This is a genomic window from Bacillus sp. FSL K6-3431 (genome assembly GCF_038002605.1).
GTDB lineage: Bacteria > Bacillota > Bacilli > Bacillales > Bacillaceae_C > Lederbergia.
In genome coordinates this window covers 1,922,194-1,941,018 of the sequence record NZ_JBBOCT010000001.1, presented here as the reverse complement: position 1 = coordinate 1,941,018, position 18,825 = coordinate 1,922,194, and the positions used below count along the sequence as shown (strand labels likewise).

The window sequence follows — 18,825 nt, the reverse complement described above, 5'->3', positions numbered from 1 at the left end:
TCTTGTAATGGCTCATTTCTATATAGCTTGAGAAAAGGTGTAAGTAAAAGCGTTATGTTTATATACATCAAATAGGCATCTCATATGAGGTGTTTTTTATTGTATTGTAAAATAATTGAGGCTTAAATGGCTGGACGAGCTAATTATTCCAGACGAAACCTCCTGCTCTCTGTTTCGTTAATACTGAATGTTTGGTATATTCACATACGTCCCAAAATGCGTTGACAGCTTACAGAGCTTTCTCCATTTTGTTGAACAGATGGTTCTTAAATCCGAAAAATTTTACTAAACAAAAAACGTAAACAATTGGAACCTAATATAGTTTGTTTCTTATTATATATTAATTAGCTTAATAAACTCGAACAAGTCCATTTGTTCAGACATATTGTTAAATAGGCTTATATCAGTGTCCTTTTTTATGTTGTTTGCATTTACTAATAACAACAACTCTATGAATAAGAAAGAAGGATAACATAATGTTGTTAGATAAATGGAATGAATTTTGTAATTTAGATAAGATTACTTTGAAAAAACGTTGCGTGATATGAATGGCTTCCTATAAGAACAAAAAGCATATTGTTACTATTCCTAAGGTCTATGACTGGGTAAGATCACCCTCTACAATTAATATAAAAGTGCCCTTTCAATGTACAAATCAAGGAATTCTCAAAGTAGATAATTACCAATACTATGCCGTATCAGACGGAATAAAATCGGTTTATACTAATGAAGATGAATTAACAGAATACGGGAGCCAAGGTATTTTAGATCCTGCAACAGTTTCTTTCATTAATCTTTTTATTAATGGTATGTTACAGCCACAAAATCAATATACGGTTAAATCTGGAAAGCTTATATTTATTTCCGGTGATGTTCCTGAAGCAGGAAGTCCCATCATTCTTCAGTTTGTTAGAATTATTGGGTAATTATAAAAGGTTCCGTATGTTCTTGTTATGTTGGTTATACAATAAACAAATGCTGAAAATAGAATGTCAGCATTTGCACGAAATATGATTAGTTTACAACAAATTCAACTACAATTGGAGTCGCTGGATCAAGTGTGTCACCATCTGGAATTGTGATTACTGTAGTACTAACTGTCGAAGTATCAGCTGTTTGAATCATAGCATTAACATAAAGATTATAATATGCAGGTGCTGTTGGAAAAACTGTAGCAGCTACACCAACGTCATCAGTGAATGCTGTTGCAAGAATATTATACGTAGCACCTGTACCTGTTCCGCTACCTGCTGTGGCACTGAATCTTCTGGCAGTCACAAAAGGTTTGACAATAGCCATTTATACTCACTCCTTTCAATGGAAAGTTTACAGAGATTATTGAAGAGTTCACGAAATTTGTGCTTGTTTTTCCGTTAGTTTACTTTATGCTCCTACTTCTTTTTGAGGACGGCTAATGACCTTCTAAAATGAACACATTTTAGAAGTAGAATCAATAGGAAGAAGCATATGATTTTACTAGATTATTTCCACACTCTTTAAAACAGCTTAAAGATCACAATGGAAAGAAACAGAACATTCCAATGAGTTCTTTAATATAAAATTTAGCCGTATCTTTTGTGCGTTTTTTGAGGTGGTATTCTCTACTCTAAAATAGTCTACCCAAACCAGTAGTATCAAAAGGTACAGCTAATTCCCTCAAAGTATTCTCTTATATCATTATCTTCAAAAGGCAACCAAGAACTGTTATTTGGAAACTTAATTCTGGGTAATGACCATTATTATAGGATGCTTAGTTCTTATCTCTGGAAAATTTGATAAATTATACATAAATATATAGTTAACCAATAGTTATCATTTTACGGTCACATCTTTTTCATCTAACAGTCATGGTTATAGTCACAAATATATTCTATCTATTTCCCTTTGCCATATAGCTTTGATTACGTTCATTATTGAAAAGGGTTCAATATAGCAATTAAGTAGTTTTTTCCCCTTTACTTTATCTGTAAAAGGTGTCCGTAATGTCAGTTATATCAACTTATTATGGCATCGAGTATGCATACTTCCTTGTCTGTTTCCGTAAAAGAAAACCATTTTTCATTAGTTACCAGTCAAATGAAGTTGATTTCGCAGGCTGTCATAACCTCGAGGAATTGAAACAGCGGATTGACCCCTGTATTTTCAAATATAATTCGCATCGTTATCAATGGAATTTAAATAAGATGACTCAGGAACAATACGAGGGCACTGAAAAACTTACGTTTTTAAATTCGTAATTATTTTTCAAACAAAAATAGGTAACTTCTTGTTCGATTTTGAACAGGAAGTTGCCTATTTCTTTGTTCTTTATTCTTTTTCTTTTAACAGCGTGATGATTCGTTTAAATTTTGATTCTGAAGCTATACAAGAGATGGCACAAAAGAATTTTGGTGGATCTGTTAGCGCATTAAACCTTCAGCAATTGACTGGACTTAAAAGAATGGTTGAACTTCAACCCGTTAAGAAGCCGACACGAAAGAAAGAAGAAGTGGTTGAAGCTGAAATATACAGAAGTTCAAGATGAACCTCCAGTAGAGCCGGAGAATCCATCTGCAGCAGATATAGACTTCGAAAATATTGATTTTGATGAAATGCAAGGCGAGATACCTTTTGAATAATACATCAAGCGTCCTTCTTCCAGCGTGGATCTGGGAGAAGGCGCAAGATAAAGCCCAACTTAAACAGCTTGTACTAGATTATATGTCGCGTTATCCAGATTATGAAGTATTAAAAATAAAAAATAGATTTGCAATATGTAAACGAAATTGAGGTGATTTATGTGGCATGGGCCCAAAAATCCAGGTGGGTACATCCTGACATCGAGAAAAATGGTAGAAAGCGAGATATGGGAGAAGCAGAAGCCACCTATCTATTTAAAGGTTTGGATGTACCTCCTTATGAGGGCACAGTACAAACCTTACAAGAATTTAGATAGAGGACAAGTGATTGTATCTATCCCAGAGTTAATTGAAGCCTGTAGCCATAAGGTTGGTTATCGTGTTGAAAAACCCACAAAATCCCAAATGTTTAACATTTTAGAGTGGTTACGAAATGTTGACGAAGAACCGGACGAAGGATACGACAGCAAACCGATGATAGAAACAACGAAGACAACGAAGGGATTAGTCGTAACCATATGCAACTACAACGTTTATCAAGACCCGAGCAACTACGAACAGAACGCTGAAAATGACACGAACGATACGATGCCAAAACGACAGGCTGACACCATAAATAAGAAGGTTAATAAAGAACTAAGAACTAAAGGACTTAAAACAGTAGTAGTAGAAGAAGCTCCGCAAAATGATTTGTCAGCAGTCTTTCTTTTCTACGAACAAAACGGATTCGGCACTATTGACAGTTACATATCAGAAAAAATCATCGCATGGTGTGACGATCTATCCGAAGAACTAGTTTTAGAATCTTTAAAGCAATCGGTTGAAAACGGCAAGAAGTTCTGGAGCTATACGGAAGCTATTTTGAAAAACTGGTTTGATAAAAAGATAACAACTCTTGAACAAGCCCATGCTGCTCAACTTGAACATAAAGAGAAAGCTAGTCAATCGAAAAACTACCCAAGAAGACGCACTGGTAGACAGGAGCAATTGGCTGAGTGGTTTGAACAAAAAGAAAATCAAAAGTCAGTCGCTGATCCAGCAGTCGATGAAGTTGATGAAGCTAGAAGAAAAAGACTAGAAGCAATACAGCAAAAATATAGGCAGGGAGGATGAAGAACATGAGTAAAGCTGAATGGCTCGCATGGCAAAAGGAAGTTATCAGGGAAGAAGCCAAAGAATTGTTGGAGCAACAAAAATGAACCTAACAATAGCAAACTTATCGCAGCTTATGTTTTCGGCAAGGTTCACGGAATTTAGACTGGCAGCGCTTGACGAGTTCGACAAAAGAATTACAGGAGGGTGATTCTGATGTTTCGTGAAGGGGACTGGGTTAAAACAGATAGCGGAAAAGTGGGATTTGTGGATTCAGTAGGGGATTTTAAGAGCTTTGTATGTTTCCCAAAGGACAAGCGTTTGGAACCTGTTATGAATTATAAATTAACCAGGTATGAGGAGACAGTTTGGGAGATCAACGAGGATTTGATCAATATTATCTTGGATGCGAACGACAAAGAATGGTTTATGGAAGTGACTAGGTAGACAGAAAATGCGAACTAAAAAAGTTCCTTTTGGCACCACAGAGATAAGAATCTATTATCTATAAGCACTAAGCCAGTCAATTAATTGGTCATAGTTACTTGAGAATACTACGTTGTTCTTGTTATTAGAATTTTCAAGGTGATTTAAAATATCCCCTTCTTCTAATAAAAAAGCGACTGCAATAATGTTGTCTATTATATTATTTGAGAAAAATTTGTCTTTCCACAATTTTTGAACAGAAAAATGTTCCGGAGTATAACCTTTACGATTAACTAACAACTTATACTTTTTTCCTTGACTAATAAAGGAATAGCATGTTTTCTCAAATGCATTAAACCACGTATTTACATCAGTAATGGATATGTAACCAGTCAAATTAGTAATAATAATATCTTCATAGATGGTTGTACTTATATTTTTAACATTCAACAAAAAAAATCAACCCCTTACTATCATTATAAATTAAATAATGGGAAGGTGTAAAAAATTTAATGTTAAATTGCACAGTTCGTTTAAAGGACGACCATAAAACCCCACAACGGAGGTAACCCAATGAATAAATGCTTAAAGTGCGAAAAGTCATTCAAGAAAAAACGGAAGTTTTTGCTCTACTTGCTTCGACAGAGTGATAAGGATGTGGATGATTTGAATCTCATTAAATTGTTTGAAATGCAGAAGGTGCTCGATGATCGGATCTTGGACGAGCACCCTGAACTAAAAGGTCAGAATAATTTGGATTGGAAAATCTTAGCGTTGCAGGTGGAACTTGGCGAATGTGCGAATGAATGGCGTGGGTTTAAAAAGTGGAGTAAGGATCAGGAGCCGAGGATTGAAGAAGATGTTTCGTGTAACGCTTGCGATGGTACTGGAGACTTGAATTACGAATTTGTTCAAGAAGAAGCTGAGGGTAGTGGTGGTCACGAATATATTGATTGCGAAATTTGTGATTGCACTGGGATAAGCGGTGTTAGAAATCACACTCCTAGAAGAATACGTGGACTGTCTGCATTTCTTTTTAAGCGTTGGTATAGAGATCGACTATCAAGATGTGGAGTTATACGCAATTGACACTAGTAAAGATGTCACCACTGAATTTAATTTGATTATAGCTAACGTGAGTGGCATATGGCTAAGTACAAATTATTCACAAGAAATCCATCAAATGAAAGAAGACTATCGAAAAGCATTTAGTATCTTCTTGGCATTGGGAGAATTATTAGGATTTAGTTTTGTGCAGATCGAACAAGCTTACATCAGTAAAATGAAATCAATCATGCTAGACAATCGGAGGGATATTGATGAACGAATCAATGACATGCTGCAGATGTGGACGGTTACTAAAGGACGTTAGAAGCAAGGACAGGGGGTTACGGTCCGGTTTGTTTTAAAAAGGTGCAGGAGGCGAAAGAACAGCATGGGACAGAGAATGACAGTGGATCAGTACAGGGAAGTTTCGAAGCCTAAGCGATCAAAGTACGGCAATAAGAAAACTACATTGGACGGCATTGTTTTTGACAGTAAAGCTGAAGCGAAATATTACCAACAATTAAAGTGGCTGCAGGAATGCAAAGAAATATTGTTCTTTAGGACGCAGCTACGGTATTTGCTCCAAGAAGCTTTTGAAAAAAACGGCAAGACTCATAGAAAGATAGAGTATGTTGCTGATTTTGAAGTCCATCGGAAGGATGGGAGCATTGAGGTAATTGATGTAAAGGGAGTAAAGACTGATGTGTTTAGGATGAAAGAGAAGATGTTTCATAAGAAGTATTCACATAAGTTATACCTTATTAAGTACGAGAACGGAAGATTTGAGGAGATGGCATGACGAAAAGAATCTTAGACCATTTCGAAGATGTGAAACATTATGCGAAGTGAAAATAAAAGGGTCTTTTTTTGACCCCTTAGTAAAACAGCTTCCAATTATTAATTAATCGCTTTCCATTCTCTTAATTTGATAATTTAATTGATCAATTTGCTTTTGCATTTTTTCTAGTTCTTTTGGTAGTTGCTCTTGGGGATCTTGCTGATTTGAGCGTTCTAGTTCTTGAAGTGCCATACCTGCGGCGATTGCCGAAATTCCATCACCCAATGTAGAAAGTGCGGCTCCTAACACAGCAAGCTTAGCAGCGAATACTTCGGGAGAGTCAGCATTTTGCCCAACCTGTTGTTTATTTGACATTAACACGCCTCCTTTATGTAACATTAGCTATGATTTAAAAAGTATAAGAACCAAACAGCATGATTTTGTTCATCAGCAGAGGCTTGTGTAAAAGCGTTTCTGATGTTGTCATTATTGTGTTTTCTTGCAACATTGTGATAAAAATCTACTGTTTCCTGTTCATCTATAAATGCGGCTAGCACTCCATTTTTATAATCTTTTGGGCATTGTTCCGTGATCAGTGGGGTTGGCTGAAGTTAATGAAAAATAAATCTGAGCAAAAGTGTGATGGTGTCTGATTTCATCTCTTCTGATTTCAAGGATACGATTTTTAATTTCAGTATTCGGAGACTGATTTGCCAGTTTTTCGTAACAGTGAATTGCATGATATTCACCATTTATAGCTTTGGATATATCAGAAATAATCTCCATGCTTGCAGAAGGCTGTCTAGCATAATAACGCACCTTGTAATCACTCCTTTATATCAATATATGGGCGAGTGTAACAAAGTGTTCTTGTCTAATTGAAGTTTAGATTTTTAATCCATAGTTCGAAAAAAATGTGGAGAAGGTAAATTAAGATACCCACTCCACAAAGCTTGGTATTCTAAGCAGCCCTTTGCTAGTATAATTACGAAATTTTACAGATGCCTTCAAGTCGGGATTTAAGTAGAAAAACTTATCATTTTCGTTAATAACTAAATCAGAGTAAACATTATATAATTCTTTTCTATTATGGGGCGGCATGAATTCTAGTAATCCAGCATAAGTCCCATTTTCATAGTTTAAGAGTAATCCGAATTTATCTTTACGCAAACCAGAAATATAAACATTCTCATATTTGTAGTTAATGACTTTTAACCAATCTTTAGAGCGTTTATTGACTTGATAACTTGAATCGTCTCATTTTAGTACAACGCCTTCTAGGTCTAGTTGCTTAACGGAGTCTAAATAAGCCATACCATTGCCGTTAGTCCAGTTAACTTTAGTGAGTAAATTGGTATCAACCGCTATAGATTGATTTAGAATTTCTTTTCTTTCTAGTAAAGGTTTAGTAGACAAATTTTCATTAGCGTAGTAAACGATATCGAATACACCATAGGTTATCTGGTGAGGAGACTTCTTCGATTTAAATCGTTGCATTACAGCTTTAAAATCGGGTTTGCCTTGATAGTCCGAAACGACAATCTCACCATCTAAGACTGTTCCGTCTGGCAACGGTAAATCTATTAATTCAGGGAACATTGAAGTGATTTCGTTGTTATGTCGAGTATATAACTTTACCTTGTTATTAAATTTAGTCCAGATACATCTAAAACCATCTAGTTTTAACTCAGTGAGCCAAGAGTCGTCATCAAAAGGCTGATCTATTTTATGCAGCAACATTGGGGATATAAACATAATAAACACCTCTTATTAATTTTAACATGTAGGAATAAAGCAGACATTAGTTTTGGCGTTGGTAAGTTATTGAAAAAATAGGTTCTCTTGGAGGGAATCCAATGCAGATAAACCCACTCGATCCTGTATATCTCAAAGGATTTAATGCGGGGCGCAAGTTAGGCAGAAAGGATGCTGTAGATCACTTTGAAGCTAGGCTCATGACGCTTGAGCAAGTGCCTGGGATTGGGATTAAAACGGCAGTTAAGGTTAAGGAGTATTTTGAGGGAGTGGAAAAGGAATGAACCACAAACAGGGGAGAATCCTCCCCTAGCAAATTTTCTGTATCAACCCGATTGAATTATTTTTAGGCGAATTTACAAGTGAAGATACTTCGTATGCATCCATTAAATTTTCCGGTAAAGGATTCAATAAATCATTAAGTTGATCTGAATCAGTAATTGATTTATCCAACCATATTCGTTCGTCTTCCGGTTTTAGGATAACAGGCATACGATCATGGATATCTTTAACCAGCTTGTTAGGTTGAGTTGTAATCACAGTACAAGAATAAATGGATTCACCTTCAGGAGATTTCCAAGATTCCCATAAGCCAGCCATAGCAAAAAGGTTGTCAGACTTTAATTTTATACGCATCGGTGTTTTGGATTTATCATCATGGCGTTTCCATTCATAGAAGCTATCAGCCAGGATCAAGCAGCGTTTATTTTTGTAGGCATTACGATAGCTAGGCTTTTCGGACAAGGTTTCAGCTCTCGCATTGATCATCTTGTAACCAATTTTCATGTCTTTTGCCCATGAGGGGATCAGTCCCCATCGGAGGTAGCCTAGTCGGTTGTTGGTTCCGTCGTTTATGACAGCCAATACCGATTGTGATGGAGCGACGTTGTAATTCGGGTTATATAAGTCTTCGTCGATCATTTGTTGAATATCAAAGCGATCGATTATTTCCGAAAAAGAAGCAAAAAGGGTGAATCTGCCACACATAATATCACCTCGTAAATTAATTTGGTTCATTGTATCAAAAAGTAAAGGTGATAATCAAAAGCTCAAAGGATTAGCATACTCAAAATGTGATTATATCTATGGTGGACAAGGTTGTGGGTTTATCATTGGTGTTGGGGGTCGATCGCTTGAATGAGTAGTAGGATGTCTTCCTGTATTTCAGGTTTTAAGTGATCTGGAGTATTCATCAATTACAGTTTTAAACTCTAGTAGCAAGAACAAAACTTCGTCATTAATAGTTGGTCACCTCCTACAAATGCATTGCTTAATTAATAGGATAATATACCTGTGCGCAAAGTGCAATAGGGGATATACATACAAAAATAGCCAGGATTCCTCCCGGCTAATCAAACTTCGATAATTTGATTATACCATATACAGGAGGGATTCTACTATGAATATACAAGATATAGAATTGACTGAGACAAATAGACTAGAGATTGATATAATGGAAATACCAACCAGTTGCGTGATTGTCATTTGTGATGGGAAGGTGAAATTAAGAGAATTGCCGCCACATGGTGAATATAAAATTGTTACACATCAGGGTAAAGTGAAGCGGATGAGAAGGGAAGAGGGGGAGGAGTTTTGAAAGATGTATTGCAAGAGTATCAATGGTTAGTTGGTTTAATAGCTAAGATTCCTGCATCGATTAAAAATAAGGCGTACACGATCCAGCAGGTTAAATCGGATAGAGTATTACTTAAAAAGATTTACTCTTGGGTTAAAATTTCAGATATATAATAGATGAGACTAAGCGACCTATCCATCATGTGGACGGGTCGCTTTTTTAGATTGTAATTGACTGTCCTTCTTCTAAAACAAAAGCGCCCGATTATGGAGTAAAGTTTTCTTGTGATCTTATTATTTTCATGATAAAACTTTGTTTGAATATCTTAAATTATCTTATCCAAGATAATCTTTTCTGAATGCATCAACAGAATCATACTCGAGAACTTGCATTTGTACTTTAGCGTATTCTTTCTTATATAGTTGCATTGCTTCTTCAAACGCATTGACAAAGGCATTTAAGTCGTTATGATAAAAATGTTTCATTAAATCGATACGGACTGTCCCATGATTTGCATGCATTTCGTTATAAAAATCCTGACAGTTAACACCTGAAGAAAAAGCCAGAAATACATCTTTATGCTCCGCAGCATATCGTATTTTATTGTACCAGTTTGACCAAATCTCTTCATATGTTCCTCTAAGTTGGTCTTTGGTTGGAACTGATTTTTCCACTGTTTCATCTGAAATCTCGTCATACAATTCTTTAACTGTTTTAACTAATTGAGTTGAAATTTCTTTAATAGCAGGCACCGAAGTTGCATGAATAACACCATTAACATATACTTCAAAATGTTTTGGAACACGTTTCATAGAGCGTATCTCTTCTAGATGGCGCTTAACTCCAAGTTTAAAATAACTATGATTCAGATAACATACGGTATCTATCAAATGATGGATCACATCCCCCGATAATTTTTTTACAGTTCCTATTTCTTCCTCAGACATCATTTTCCCAAGAGCAAGGGCCACATTATCAAGGTGTTTTTTTACTTTTTCCAGTATCTTCGGAGACAAGGGACTGTTTATGATATCCAGTGCTTTTTCTCTGAGCTTCGTAAATCGCTTCCTACTTTGAAGATTTCTGTAATAAACAATATCAACATCTATAACCTCCGCGATAAATGTATGATCATAAGATGCCATACTTTCAAGTTTCTGCCATGGTGAACCATAGATATCATATCCTATATTATCCAATATGAAACAACTTGAAATTCCGTGTCCATTATCATCATTTAATACTACTAATAAATCCAAATCTGATTTCTCATGAAAATCGCCAGTAAAAAAGGAACCATAAACTCCTATTAAATCAATATCACTTGGATATTCTCTAAGAACCTTTTGTGCTACGATTTCAATTAATTCTTTATTTTTTTGCTTCAATTGATCTATTACATTTTCATCCATTTTCCATTCCCCCAAAAAAATAATTTCTCTTGCTTCTTTAATTCAATAAGAAAGGTGCGATTTCCTTCTTGAAGAAACGCGCCCGATTGAGGAACAACCCTATTGTAACAGAAGCATCTTTAATACCAACGAATGGTAGGTTTGATGTTTCAAAAGTCAAAGATCTCGATTTTCTTTCTCGATGTGGTTTTAAAATAAAAACCGTGATATTCTTATTCCGTCGAAGGAAGTAATCCATTAATCCAATAGAAAAAAGCAGTTTCTGAAATGAATTTGGAGAAAAGGGTTTTGTTTGTTTAAAATATAGACCATCGGGGAGAGGAAAAATGATTAATCAGGGAGTCGAAGAAAATCTGGTAAACAAATTCAAAGAAAATCAGGATATATTATTTGCAATCGGAGATCAAACCAGGCAAGCCATCCTTATTACCCTAATGCAAGGGCTACAACATCCCGGTATGCGAGTAGGGGAGATTACGGCAAAAACACATCTTTCACGACCAGCCGTATCCCACCATTTAAAAATCTTAAAGGACGCACAGATCATTAGTGTGCATAAAGAAGGAACCATGAATTATTATCATCTGGACTCCAAAAGCAGGCTCTTGACACTTAAAGGTCTTGTCGATCAGATCGAGGAAATGTTTTTTAAATGTGAATCAGACGCTATCCTATATCAGGGCGAAAGGAACGGGGTTAGAAAATGACTGTAGAAACTAAGACAATTGAAGCGGTTAATGGCGTGAAAATCCCTCAATTGGGTTTCGGGGTGTACAGAATAAAGAAAAAGGAAGAGTTTGAAATGGCGATTCGTGAGGCTATCCGAGTAGGTTTTCGCCATTTTGATACGGCAAAAATTTATGGGAATGAAAAAGCATTAGGAACAGCCATTGAAAAAAGTCAGATCCCCCGAGAACAATTTTTTATTACTTCAAAGGTGTGGAATACGGATCACGGTTACAAAGCCACTAAGAATGCGTTTGAACAAACCTGTAAAAAGCTTAATGTAAAATATCTTGATATGTACCTCATCCATTTTGCTTCACCTCATTATCTGGAAACATGGAAAGCAATGGAGGAACTATACATGGAGGGAAGGATTAAAGTAATTGGCGTTGCGAATTTTGAAATTCAACACCTTGAAAACATCATGAAACATTCTGAAATCGCACCGATGATTAACCAGATCGAGACTCACCCGGAGTTCCCACAAAATGAACTTCATGACTACCTCAAGAATCACCGCATCTTACATGAGGCTTGGGGACCGTTGGGACAGGGGAATAAAGCGTTACTAGAAAATTTGGATTTAAAAACCATTGCCCATGAACATCAGAAAACGGTAGCTCAAGTCATTCTACGTTGGCATCTACAACGAGGAATTATTATTATTCCAAAATCATCAAATCCAAAAAGAATTAAAGAGAACAGCGATATTTTTGATTTTGTGTTAACCCATGAAGAAATGGGGAAAATCATCCAACTTAACACGGGTAAAAGGTATTCGATTAAACCCACTGGTTATATGATTAATCCATTTTACAATAGATTGATGAAAATTTTCATGAAGTAAGTCAGTAAATAATTTTAATTCCATTACAGATTTGAACGTTTTTCTTATTTAATGTTCTCGTGCAGGTAATAACATTTGAAGGCTCTCACGGCCCTCCTAATGATTTAGTGACAATCACTTTTAGTAATGAAAAAAACTAGATTGGCACGCTATTGATTTCAAACGAAAAAGTTTAAAGGAAGATGAAATACCAAAATGGTGCAACTAAATTCAGGCATCCTTTGTAAAAAGGGTGCTTTTTCTTTAAGAATAAACTTCAACAATATGGCTCGATTGTTGAATTAAGATATTTCTTTTATCTTTATTATCGCGTTAGAAATAGCTCGGATAGGTATAAGGAAAAATAATGAGCAATAATAGATGTAACCTTCGTGTTCCACATTTGCAATAACCTTCTCATAACTGAGGAGGATTTTTTTATTGAAAAAATATAAATGATCCAGCAAGTTAAATCGGATAGGGTGCTGCTTAAAGAGATTTATTCTTGGGTGAAAAGATCAGATGTTAGTAAATAAGGAAAACCGACCTACTCCAATTGAGAGTGGGTCGGTTTTTTATTTGTTGTTGATGGACTCTTCTTATTGAACAAAAGCTCCCGTTACTTTAAGTACATTATTTCACACTCTCATATCAGGACTTAATAATAATTGCAATTGTTCTTGCCCGTGTTTGATCCATTCTAAAGTTTCTTCAATATTTTTGTCTTCAAGAGTTCTTTTGATCCAATAATTAAAATTACCGATGTTGTAATATATTCTTGCACAAAGCTGACAATGGACAAAATCATCCCACTCAATATTTACTTTTGCAAATTTGTTCCAAGAGTTTAAATAAGATTTTAGAGCTAAATGAATATCACTTTTTTTGTGTGGGATTGATTCATAGTCTTCACCAAGGTGCTCGACTAATGTGATCATGGGGCTCACTGTACATGATTCAAAATCGATGAAAATGACCTTTTCATTAGAATTGATAATAAAGTTATTGAGGGATATGTCACCTGGATTTAATGTCAAAGGCATCTTTTCAATGTTTCTAATAATATTTTCACTCTGTTGAGTACAGTTATTAAGCAAGTCTATTAAGGAACTTCCAAGGATATTAATAAGAGTATTTTTGTTATTCTTAAGTAGGTTGTCTAAAACTTCAAAATTAGATAAGGTATCCTTTTTTATGTAGTTGTAATTTTCAATTATATGAGACCAATCAGCAGCCCATCTTCCGAGGGATGTAAAAACATTTTCAATATGAATTGTGTTCCTAAAGTCAGGATGAATACCATCAATCCACTCAATTGCTAAAAAGTGAATATTATTTATTTTTTTTCTTACTAATAATTGTGGCACTGGGTAATTGTCCGGGTTGTTTAGGACTCTTTCGTATATACTAATCTCTTTTTGTAAATCAGTATCCCAACCATATTTAATTAATATCTTTCTGTTTGAAAATTCTACCCTTTCAATAATCCTTCCAAGTTTCGAGTCATCAATTATTTTACGACTATTAATCTTATCTTTAAATATATTCTCAAGTTGTGAAGTAGTTAATTTCTCCATCAGTGCACACCTTTCCACTTTTAACTGATCTCAATTTATTAATTATTGACTAAACCGCCCCTTAAGTTAAATAAGAAACTTTAATTTCCAACACGTAAAAATTCTGGAGGTTTTCTCATTACAAAATGTTTTTCGATCGACATAAGAACTTCATCATTTCCAGGCAATGAAACTGTTTCTATCGCTTCATCAAATGATAACCATTGATGATCTCTATGTTCATAATTTAATTTTACATCTTGTTGCTCTTCCACATATCCAACAAATACAGGTGCAACATATATATAATTTTCTTTTGGTGAATATATTTGGTCGAATTTGTTAGATGTATATAATAATACCTTGGTAATTCCAGTTTCCTCTTTAATTTCTCTTAAAGCAGATTCCCAAGCCTTTTCCCCTTCTTCAATACAGCCTCCGATATAACACCAAACACCCCTTAGAACAGAAGTAGCTCTTTTTAAGAGTAAAACTTTATATTCATTTTCTATCTTTTTTAATAAAACGATTGCAATCCCTGTACATCTTATTGGGACTTCAAAATACTCTTCACTCAATCAAAACACCTCTTGGTCTCTATTTTAATTAAAATATAAATATTCCTTATTCAATTAACATGCCCGTAAGTTGAACAAAGATATTTTATGCTTTATTATCCCATAAAATAGCCTCGACAGGTTTAAGTAAAACGTTATGAGAAATACTGATACAGTCCTCCTTTTTTTCACATTGCAATAGCCTCCTTTTAATTGGGAGGCCTTTTTTGTAAAAAATATAAAGATAGCAAGTTAAATCGGATAGAGTTTTGCTTAAGGAGATCTATTCGTGGGTTAAAATTTCAGATGTACAGTAAATAAGGAAAACCGACCTACTCAAATTGAGAGTGGGTCGGTTTTTTATTTGTTGTTGACGGCCTCTTCTTCCCGAACTAAAACACCGAGTTAGTCTAAGTGTAATTGTTCGCTATCATTCGTTAAATATATCAAATTTCATTTTAAAAATGCCTTTTCAATTTAAATGTGACATATATTTAAATGCGGTTGTCCCATATATGCTTTTAAAGTGTTTATTTAGATGGGTTAAATCAACAAAACCACATTCTGCTACTGCTGAATAAATATCTCTATTTTTTTCTATTAACTGCTTTGCACGTTCTATCTTGCAATTAAGAAAGTATTGGTATGGGGAAATTCCAGTATTAGCCTTGAATAATCTAATAAACTGAAACTTCGACAGATTAAGTTCTTTACATACATCGTCAAGTTTAAGTACATTTTGTAAGTTGGTATGAAGCATATCCTTTGCTTTTCTAATTAGTAGGTTATCTTTTTTATAGTCTGTGGAAAGATTAGTTTGAAGAAGACTTTCTATAAGCGATAAGAGTAGTTCACTGCACAAAGCCTCATCTTTTTCGCTTAAAATTGCATCAGAAAGACTTAATATTCTTTGTTTAAGTCTATGATCATACACAATAGGAGTTGAAAAACGTACTATATCCTTTTTCTCAATCACCTCTAAAAGCAATTGTGGCTCAATATATAGCATTACATAATCAAGGCCTGCATCATCATGTGCCATTCCGTCATGTGCTTGTTCCGGATTAAAAAGCATAACACCATTTTGATATGATAATTGTAAACTGCCATCCAAATTATAGTGTTGAATGCCACGCAATGTTACACCTATTGCATACTCCTTGTGCGAGTGCTTTTTATACGTAAAATTAGTAATACTTGCCGACAAAGCCGTAATACCTGTCGATTTTTTATAGATAAATTTGTCCATCTAATTCACCTCTTAATTGGCATAGCTACATCCATATCATGATTGCAGCATAAACCAAAAATAATGCCATTATTACATTAACAATTTTTTCATGCTTTTGTAAAAAACTCTTGAAGATTGTACCGAAAAGAACCCATATAATAAATGCCGAAAATCCAATAACTGTTATAATTATAACACCTATTGTCACCGCAGGCATTGCGGTATAGTAGGGAAAAATAAAGCTTGGAATTACAGTCATTGTAAATGTTACTACCTTTGGATTTAAAAACTGCATAAGGAAGCCTGACATAAAGGTACCAGTCTTGTTTACAGTTGGTTTTGATGTATCCATTTTATAGATTTGATAAGCGAGATAGAGCATATAAACGCTTCCGATTATCTGCATAACAATCAAAACTTTTGGGGTTATTGTTATAAGAATTGTATTCAACATAGCAGAAATAGCAAGTAATGAACCAAAAGCAATAGTTGCTCCATACGTATACTCCATCGCTTTTTTTGTCCCATGATTATGTACTGTGGATAATATGTCGATATTGGTAGGTCCTGGTGTAAAAGTAACAATAAAACAGTATATTAAAAAAGATGTAATATCCATGATGAAAACTCCTTTTAAAGTATTATCATATAATTATTACATCTTAATATTAAATGCATATAGTATATTATTGCAGCAGGATTATACTAAGTACTATAAAATTAACTCTACAAATTTAGGGTGCTGTTTCGTTATACCTTTCTGTAGGACAAAATAAAAGACGGTTTTATTAGTTGTTATATAATCGATGCGGTGAACTAAAGGCCTCTTAATTAAGGGGCTTTTTAATTTTCCTAAATACTACATATTTCCAGTTGGAAAAGAGGCCCTTCTCAATCGAGAGGGGCCTCTATTTTTAAAGGCATCTACAAGGGATGGGGATTTAATCAATTGGTGGTTTAGCTACTTTCCCTTTAAATCTACTTAGGAAAAAGTGGGGAATTAACGGAGAGGTACTTTGGCAAACAGCTAATGGTATTGATTATTCTCCTGTTACTGTAAAATCACACAACCAACAAAAGGCGATCGGCCTTCATATGACGCTGCCGAGGGACTACACTGATTTAAAAGATATAAAAATTGTTCTTCTAGAACTATGCACAGAAGTTGCACGTCGATGTAGAACGAAAGGGTATATGGGTGCTACTGTTTCGTGCGGAGTTCGTGGAGCTGATTTTGATTATCCGACTGGATTTCACCGACAAGTCACGCTACCAATTCCAACTAACTATGATATGGATATTTTCAATGCAGCGATTAAATTATTTAAAGAATTTTGGGATGGCGAACCAATAAGAAGTTTAGGTGTAACAATGGGCAATTTGCAATCCACTGATAGTTATCAGATTGATTTGTTTGATAATTATTTATATAGAGAGCAGCTTAATGTAGTATTGGATACAATTTGGAACAAATATGGTCGTACAGCCATATACAGAGCTTCGTCTCTTACTGGTGCCGGACAAGCGAATGAGAGAGCGCGGAAAATAGGGGGGCATTATAAGTGAAAATTAATAAGCTTACTCCAGGATACAATTTGAGATGGGAATCGAGTAGAATGGTTCTTCCGGAACATAAAGAACAGATATTATCTCACGGTATAGACAAAGAAAAGATAAAAAGGCCAATATTAGATGAATACCAGTTCGAGGAGATAGACGAGGAGATCCATACTGCTATAGGCTTTCATTATCTGTTAAATTTACTCTATGGATCAACGGTTCGCAGGAAGAAATAACAGGTTATATTCATTTTATAGACGTGATAAATAAGCATGTGCGGATTAAAGATTTAAAAGACGAAGTGCATAGAGTTGATAATGAGTCGATCATTGATGTTAATTTTATGGATTAGAAAACTCCCGTTCATGAGAGCGGGAGTTACTTCCTTTTACCCAACATCCCCAACAAAAAATCCGCAACTTTACGAAAAAGTGCGGACCTTCGATTCTATGAATTTCTTCAAACCTTACTAAGTCAGACATTATCTGACCGATTACGAAAGGGAGCGAAACCTCACCCCTTATGGTATTTATACATCCAAAGGACACCAGATTTAAGAATTCGTGCGATACGGCCGGTGATAGCCCGATCATTCATTAATCCAAACCCTTGTTTTTTTCCCAGCGAACCGAGAACGCCTTTTAGCTTGATCGTTGGAAGTGTTTCAGGCAGTTCCTTGCCACTCCAACGCTTTTGCATCATTTGTACAATTTGTTCAGCTTGTCCCTCAGCTAATTGTGCACTTGGCGCATATGGTAGGCTGGCGCAATCGCCTACAATATATACGTGCTCATAACCGGGAATATTGTGATGTTGTGTTAAGACAACTCTTCCTTGACGATCTTTTTCGACATCCAAATCTCTAATTAATTTATTTGGTTGGATCCCAGCAGTCCAAACGACTACGTCAGTTGAAACTGCTTCATCATGATTATAAATGAGTCCGTTTTCAACCTTTGTAATATTCGCCTCATTAATTACCTCGACACCGTTTGCATTAAACCAATTTTGCACGTATCTACTAATTCTTTCGGGAAAAGAAGATAAAATAGTTTTACCGCGATCAAATAATTTAATTGTTAAGTCTGGCCTGCTTTCTCGTAGTTCACTTGCAAGTTCAATTCCGCTAAGACCACCACCAACAATACTTACTACGGATCTAGCTGGCAAGTTATTTAGTGTTTGATATGTATCACGAGCTTTTCCGATTGTTTGAATACTATGGGAATATACATCGGCACCGGGCACATTATGAAATTTATCCTCACAGCCAAGACCGACGATTAATTGATCAAATTCGATTTGGTCTTCATTTGTGAAATGGATTAATTTATTTTCCAAATCTATCTCAGAGATTTCTCCATATTTCATATCCAATTTAGGGTCGTTTGGGAAAGTAACGCGCACTTCCTGGTCTGAAACAGTTCCAGCAGCGAGGGCATAATATTCTGTTTTTAAGCAATGATATGGAACTCGATCGACTAGTGTTATTGATACATCATCAGGCAAGTTATGTGGTAATAATTCACGTAGCACACGCATATTACCATATCCTCCACCAAGTAAAACTAATTTTTTCATGCAAATATCTCCTTTTGCAGTCTACTTGAAGTATGAGAGAAACATTTATAGAAGTTATATTAAATTATTATATCCACGTAAAAG

General features: G+C 35.2%; 26 protein-coding genes and 4 pseudogenes. 18 read left to right on the top strand and 12 right to left on the bottom strand.

Annotated features, from left to right (window positions below; translation table 11 throughout):
- The first annotated feature begins 548 nt into the window (after nucleotides 1–548).
- Nucleotides 549–926, top strand: coding sequence for a DUF4183 domain-containing protein (locus MHB53_RS10055; protein WP_340917724.1), 378 nt, complete (start codon nucleotides 549–551; stop codon nucleotides 924–926).
- 88 nt (nucleotides 927–1,014) lie between these two features.
- On the opposite strand, the gene MHB53_RS10050 is transcribed toward MHB53_RS10055, so the two are convergent.
- Nucleotides 1,015–1,299, bottom strand: coding sequence for a DUF4183 domain-containing protein (locus tag MHB53_RS10050; protein ID WP_340917721.1), 285 nt, complete (start codon nucleotides 1,297–1,299; stop codon nucleotides 1,015–1,017).
- Nucleotides 1,300–1,982: 683 nt separating this feature from the next.
- Here MHB53_RS10050 and MHB53_RS26350 point away from each other — a divergent pair.
- From MHB53_RS26350 to MHB53_RS10025, 6 genes are all read left to right on the top strand, one after another.
- Entirely contained in the window at nucleotides 1,983–2,237 is a 255-nt protein-coding gene (locus MHB53_RS26350; RefSeq protein ID WP_445661419.1) for an IS3 family transposase, read from the top strand.
- Nucleotides 2,238–2,266: 29 nt separating this feature from the next.
- Nucleotides 2,267–2,524: a hypothetical protein gene (locus MHB53_RS10045; protein WP_340917719.1), complete on the top strand. Its 258-nt coding sequence runs from the start codon at nucleotides 2,267–2,269 to the stop codon at nucleotides 2,522–2,524.
- Nucleotides 2,493–2,618, top strand: a complete 126-nt coding sequence (locus MHB53_RS10040) for a hypothetical protein (protein WP_340917717.1) — start codon at nucleotides 2,493–2,495, stop codon at nucleotides 2,616–2,618. Before MHB53_RS10045 ends, MHB53_RS10040 begins: the two co-directional genes overlap by 32 nt.
- Nucleotides 2,611–2,769, top strand: a complete 159-nt coding sequence (locus MHB53_RS10035) for a hypothetical protein (protein WP_340917715.1) — start codon at nucleotides 2,611–2,613, stop codon at nucleotides 2,767–2,769. Before MHB53_RS10040 ends, MHB53_RS10035 begins: the two co-directional genes overlap by 8 nt.
- A 128-nt stretch (nucleotides 2,770–2,897) precedes the next feature.
- Nucleotides 2,898–3,731 (top strand): DnaD domain-containing protein, encoded by an 834-nt coding sequence (locus MHB53_RS10030; protein ID WP_340917712.1) that lies wholly within the window; start codon nucleotides 2,898–2,900, stop codon nucleotides 3,729–3,731.
- Nucleotides 3,732–3,926: 195 nt separating this feature from the next.
- Nucleotides 3,927–4,157: a hypothetical protein gene (locus tag MHB53_RS10025; protein WP_340917710.1), complete on the top strand. Its 231-nt coding sequence runs from the start codon at nucleotides 3,927–3,929 to the stop codon at nucleotides 4,155–4,157.
- A gap of 54 nt (nucleotides 4,158–4,211) precedes the next feature.
- Here the strand turns inward: MHB53_RS10025 and MHB53_RS10020 are convergent, their stop codons facing one another.
- A complete protein-coding gene (locus MHB53_RS10020; protein WP_340917707.1) occupies nucleotides 4,212–4,589 on the bottom strand; it encodes an STAS/SEC14 domain-containing protein in 378 nt (125 codons plus the stop codon).
- 120 nt (nucleotides 4,590–4,709) lie between these two features.
- Here MHB53_RS10020 and MHB53_RS10015 point away from each other — a divergent pair, with 120 nt between their 5' ends.
- From MHB53_RS10015 to MHB53_RS10005, 3 genes are all read left to right on the top strand, one after another.
- Nucleotides 4,710–5,225: a dUTP diphosphatase gene (locus tag MHB53_RS10015; protein WP_340917705.1), complete on the top strand. Its 516-nt coding sequence runs from the start codon at nucleotides 4,710–4,712 to the stop codon at nucleotides 5,223–5,225.
- Entirely contained in the window at nucleotides 5,122–5,508 is a 387-nt protein-coding gene (locus MHB53_RS10010) for a dUTP diphosphatase (protein WP_340917704.1), read from the top strand. The genes MHB53_RS10015 and MHB53_RS10010 overlap by 104 nt, the downstream gene beginning before the upstream one ends.
- 63 nt (nucleotides 5,509–5,571) lie before the next feature.
- Nucleotides 5,572–5,982, top strand: coding sequence for a DUF1064 domain-containing protein (locus MHB53_RS10005; protein ID WP_445661418.1), 411 nt, complete (start codon nucleotides 5,572–5,574; stop codon nucleotides 5,980–5,982).
- 102 nt (nucleotides 5,983–6,084) lie between these two features.
- Here MHB53_RS10005 and MHB53_RS10000 read toward each other — a convergent pair whose 3' ends face one another.
- The 3 genes and pseudogenes from MHB53_RS10000 to MHB53_RS26345 form a co-directional block, all read right to left on the bottom strand.
- The gene (locus MHB53_RS10000; protein WP_340917702.1) at nucleotides 6,085–6,336 is read right to left on the bottom strand and encodes a translation initiation factor 2; all 252 of its coding nucleotides are present in this window, start codon (nucleotides 6,334–6,336) and stop codon (nucleotides 6,085–6,087) included.
- A 23-nt stretch (nucleotides 6,337–6,359) separates the two neighbouring features.
- A pseudogene (locus MHB53_RS09995) lies at nucleotides 6,360–6,747 on the bottom strand (ferritin-like domain-containing protein).
- A gap of 471 nt (nucleotides 6,748–7,218) precedes the next feature.
- Complete coding sequence (locus tag MHB53_RS26345; protein ID WP_445661417.1) at nucleotides 7,219–7,716, bottom strand: ATP-dependent DNA ligase; 498 nt, start codon at nucleotides 7,714–7,716, stop codon at nucleotides 7,219–7,221.
- A 101-nt stretch (nucleotides 7,717–7,817) separates the two neighbouring features.
- Here MHB53_RS26345 and MHB53_RS09985 point away from each other — a divergent pair, with 101 nt between their 5' ends.
- Nucleotides 7,818–8,000 carry a hypothetical protein gene (locus MHB53_RS09985; RefSeq protein ID WP_340917700.1) on the top strand — a complete coding sequence of 61 codons (183 nt, stop codon included), beginning with the start codon at nucleotides 7,818–7,820 and terminating at the stop codon, nucleotides 7,998–8,000.
- 25 nt (nucleotides 8,001–8,025) lie between these two features.
- On the opposite strand, the gene MHB53_RS09980 is transcribed toward MHB53_RS09985, so the two are convergent.
- Nucleotides 8,026–8,703 (bottom strand): SOS response-associated peptidase, encoded by a 678-nt coding sequence (locus tag MHB53_RS09980; RefSeq protein WP_340917698.1) that lies wholly within the window; start codon nucleotides 8,701–8,703, stop codon nucleotides 8,026–8,028.
- A gap of 412 nt (nucleotides 8,704–9,115) precedes the next feature.
- On the opposite strand from MHB53_RS09980, the gene MHB53_RS09975 reads away from it, so the two are divergent.
- Together MHB53_RS09975 and MHB53_RS09970 are read left to right on the top strand one after the other, a co-directional pair.
- Nucleotides 9,116–9,313, top strand: a complete 198-nt coding sequence (locus MHB53_RS09975; RefSeq protein WP_340917696.1) for an XtrA/YqaO family protein — start codon at nucleotides 9,116–9,118, stop codon at nucleotides 9,311–9,313.
- A complete protein-coding gene (locus MHB53_RS09970) occupies nucleotides 9,310–9,465 on the top strand; it encodes a hypothetical protein (RefSeq protein ID WP_340917694.1) in 156 nt (51 codons plus the stop codon). The genes MHB53_RS09975 and MHB53_RS09970 overlap by 4 nt, the downstream gene beginning before the upstream one ends.
- A 162-nt stretch (nucleotides 9,466–9,627) precedes the next feature.
- Here MHB53_RS09970 and MHB53_RS09965 read toward each other — a convergent pair whose 3' ends face one another.
- Nucleotides 9,628–10,704, bottom strand: a complete 1,077-nt coding sequence (locus MHB53_RS09965) for a nucleotidyltransferase domain-containing protein (RefSeq protein WP_340917692.1) — start codon at nucleotides 10,702–10,704, stop codon at nucleotides 9,628–9,630.
- Nucleotides 10,705–11,030: 326 nt separating this feature from the next.
- On the opposite strand from MHB53_RS09965, the gene MHB53_RS09960 reads away from it, so the two are divergent.
- Nucleotides 11,031–11,411 (top strand): ArsR/SmtB family transcription factor, encoded by a 381-nt coding sequence (locus MHB53_RS09960; protein ID WP_340917690.1) that lies wholly within the window; start codon nucleotides 11,031–11,033, stop codon nucleotides 11,409–11,411.
- Nucleotides 11,408–12,277 (top strand): aldo/keto reductase, encoded by an 870-nt coding sequence (locus tag MHB53_RS09955; RefSeq protein ID WP_340917688.1) that lies wholly within the window; start codon nucleotides 11,408–11,410, stop codon nucleotides 12,275–12,277. The genes MHB53_RS09960 and MHB53_RS09955 overlap by 4 nt, the downstream gene beginning before the upstream one ends.
- Nucleotides 12,278–12,894: 617 nt before the next feature.
- Here the strand turns inward: MHB53_RS09955 and MHB53_RS09950 are convergent.
- From MHB53_RS09950 to MHB53_RS09935, 4 genes are all read right to left on the bottom strand, one after another.
- Entirely contained in the window at nucleotides 12,895–13,833 is a 939-nt protein-coding gene (locus tag MHB53_RS09950; protein ID WP_340917685.1) for a hypothetical protein, read from the bottom strand.
- Nucleotides 13,834–13,913: 80 nt separating this feature from the next.
- Complete coding sequence (locus tag MHB53_RS09945; RefSeq protein ID WP_340917683.1) at nucleotides 13,914–14,390, bottom strand: NUDIX hydrolase; 477 nt, start codon at nucleotides 14,388–14,390, stop codon at nucleotides 13,914–13,916.
- A gap of 451 nt (nucleotides 14,391–14,841) precedes the next feature.
- Entirely contained in the window at nucleotides 14,842–15,618 is a 777-nt protein-coding gene (locus tag MHB53_RS09940; RefSeq protein ID WP_340917680.1) for a helix-turn-helix domain-containing protein, read from the bottom strand.
- A 25-nt stretch (nucleotides 15,619–15,643) separates the two neighbouring features.
- The gene (locus tag MHB53_RS09935; RefSeq protein ID WP_340917677.1) at nucleotides 15,644–16,219 is read right to left on the bottom strand and encodes a LysE family translocator; all 576 of its coding nucleotides are present in this window, start codon (nucleotides 16,217–16,219) and stop codon (nucleotides 15,644–15,646) included.
- A 302-nt stretch (nucleotides 16,220–16,521) separates the two neighbouring features.
- Here MHB53_RS09935 and MHB53_RS09930 point away from each other — a divergent pair.
- The 3 pseudogenes from MHB53_RS09930 to MHB53_RS26335 all read left to right on the top strand — a co-directional run.
- A pseudogene (locus tag MHB53_RS09930) lies at nucleotides 16,522–17,166 on the top strand (DinB/UmuC family translesion DNA polymerase); the annotation flags it as partial.
- A pseudogene (locus MHB53_RS26340) lies at nucleotides 17,163–17,250 on the top strand (YolD-like family protein); the annotation flags it as partial. The pseudogenes MHB53_RS09930 and MHB53_RS26340, both read left to right, overlap by 4 nt.
- Nucleotides 17,244–17,512: pseudogene (locus tag MHB53_RS26335) on the top strand (YolD-like family protein). The pseudogenes MHB53_RS26340 and MHB53_RS26335, both read left to right, overlap by 7 nt.
- A 161-nt stretch (nucleotides 17,513–17,673) precedes the next feature.
- Here the strand turns inward: MHB53_RS26335 and MHB53_RS09920 are convergent.
- Entirely contained in the window at nucleotides 17,674–18,741 is a 1,068-nt protein-coding gene (locus tag MHB53_RS09920) for an NAD(P)/FAD-dependent oxidoreductase (RefSeq protein WP_340917673.1), read from the bottom strand.
- Nucleotides 18,742–18,825: the final 84 nt, after the last annotated feature.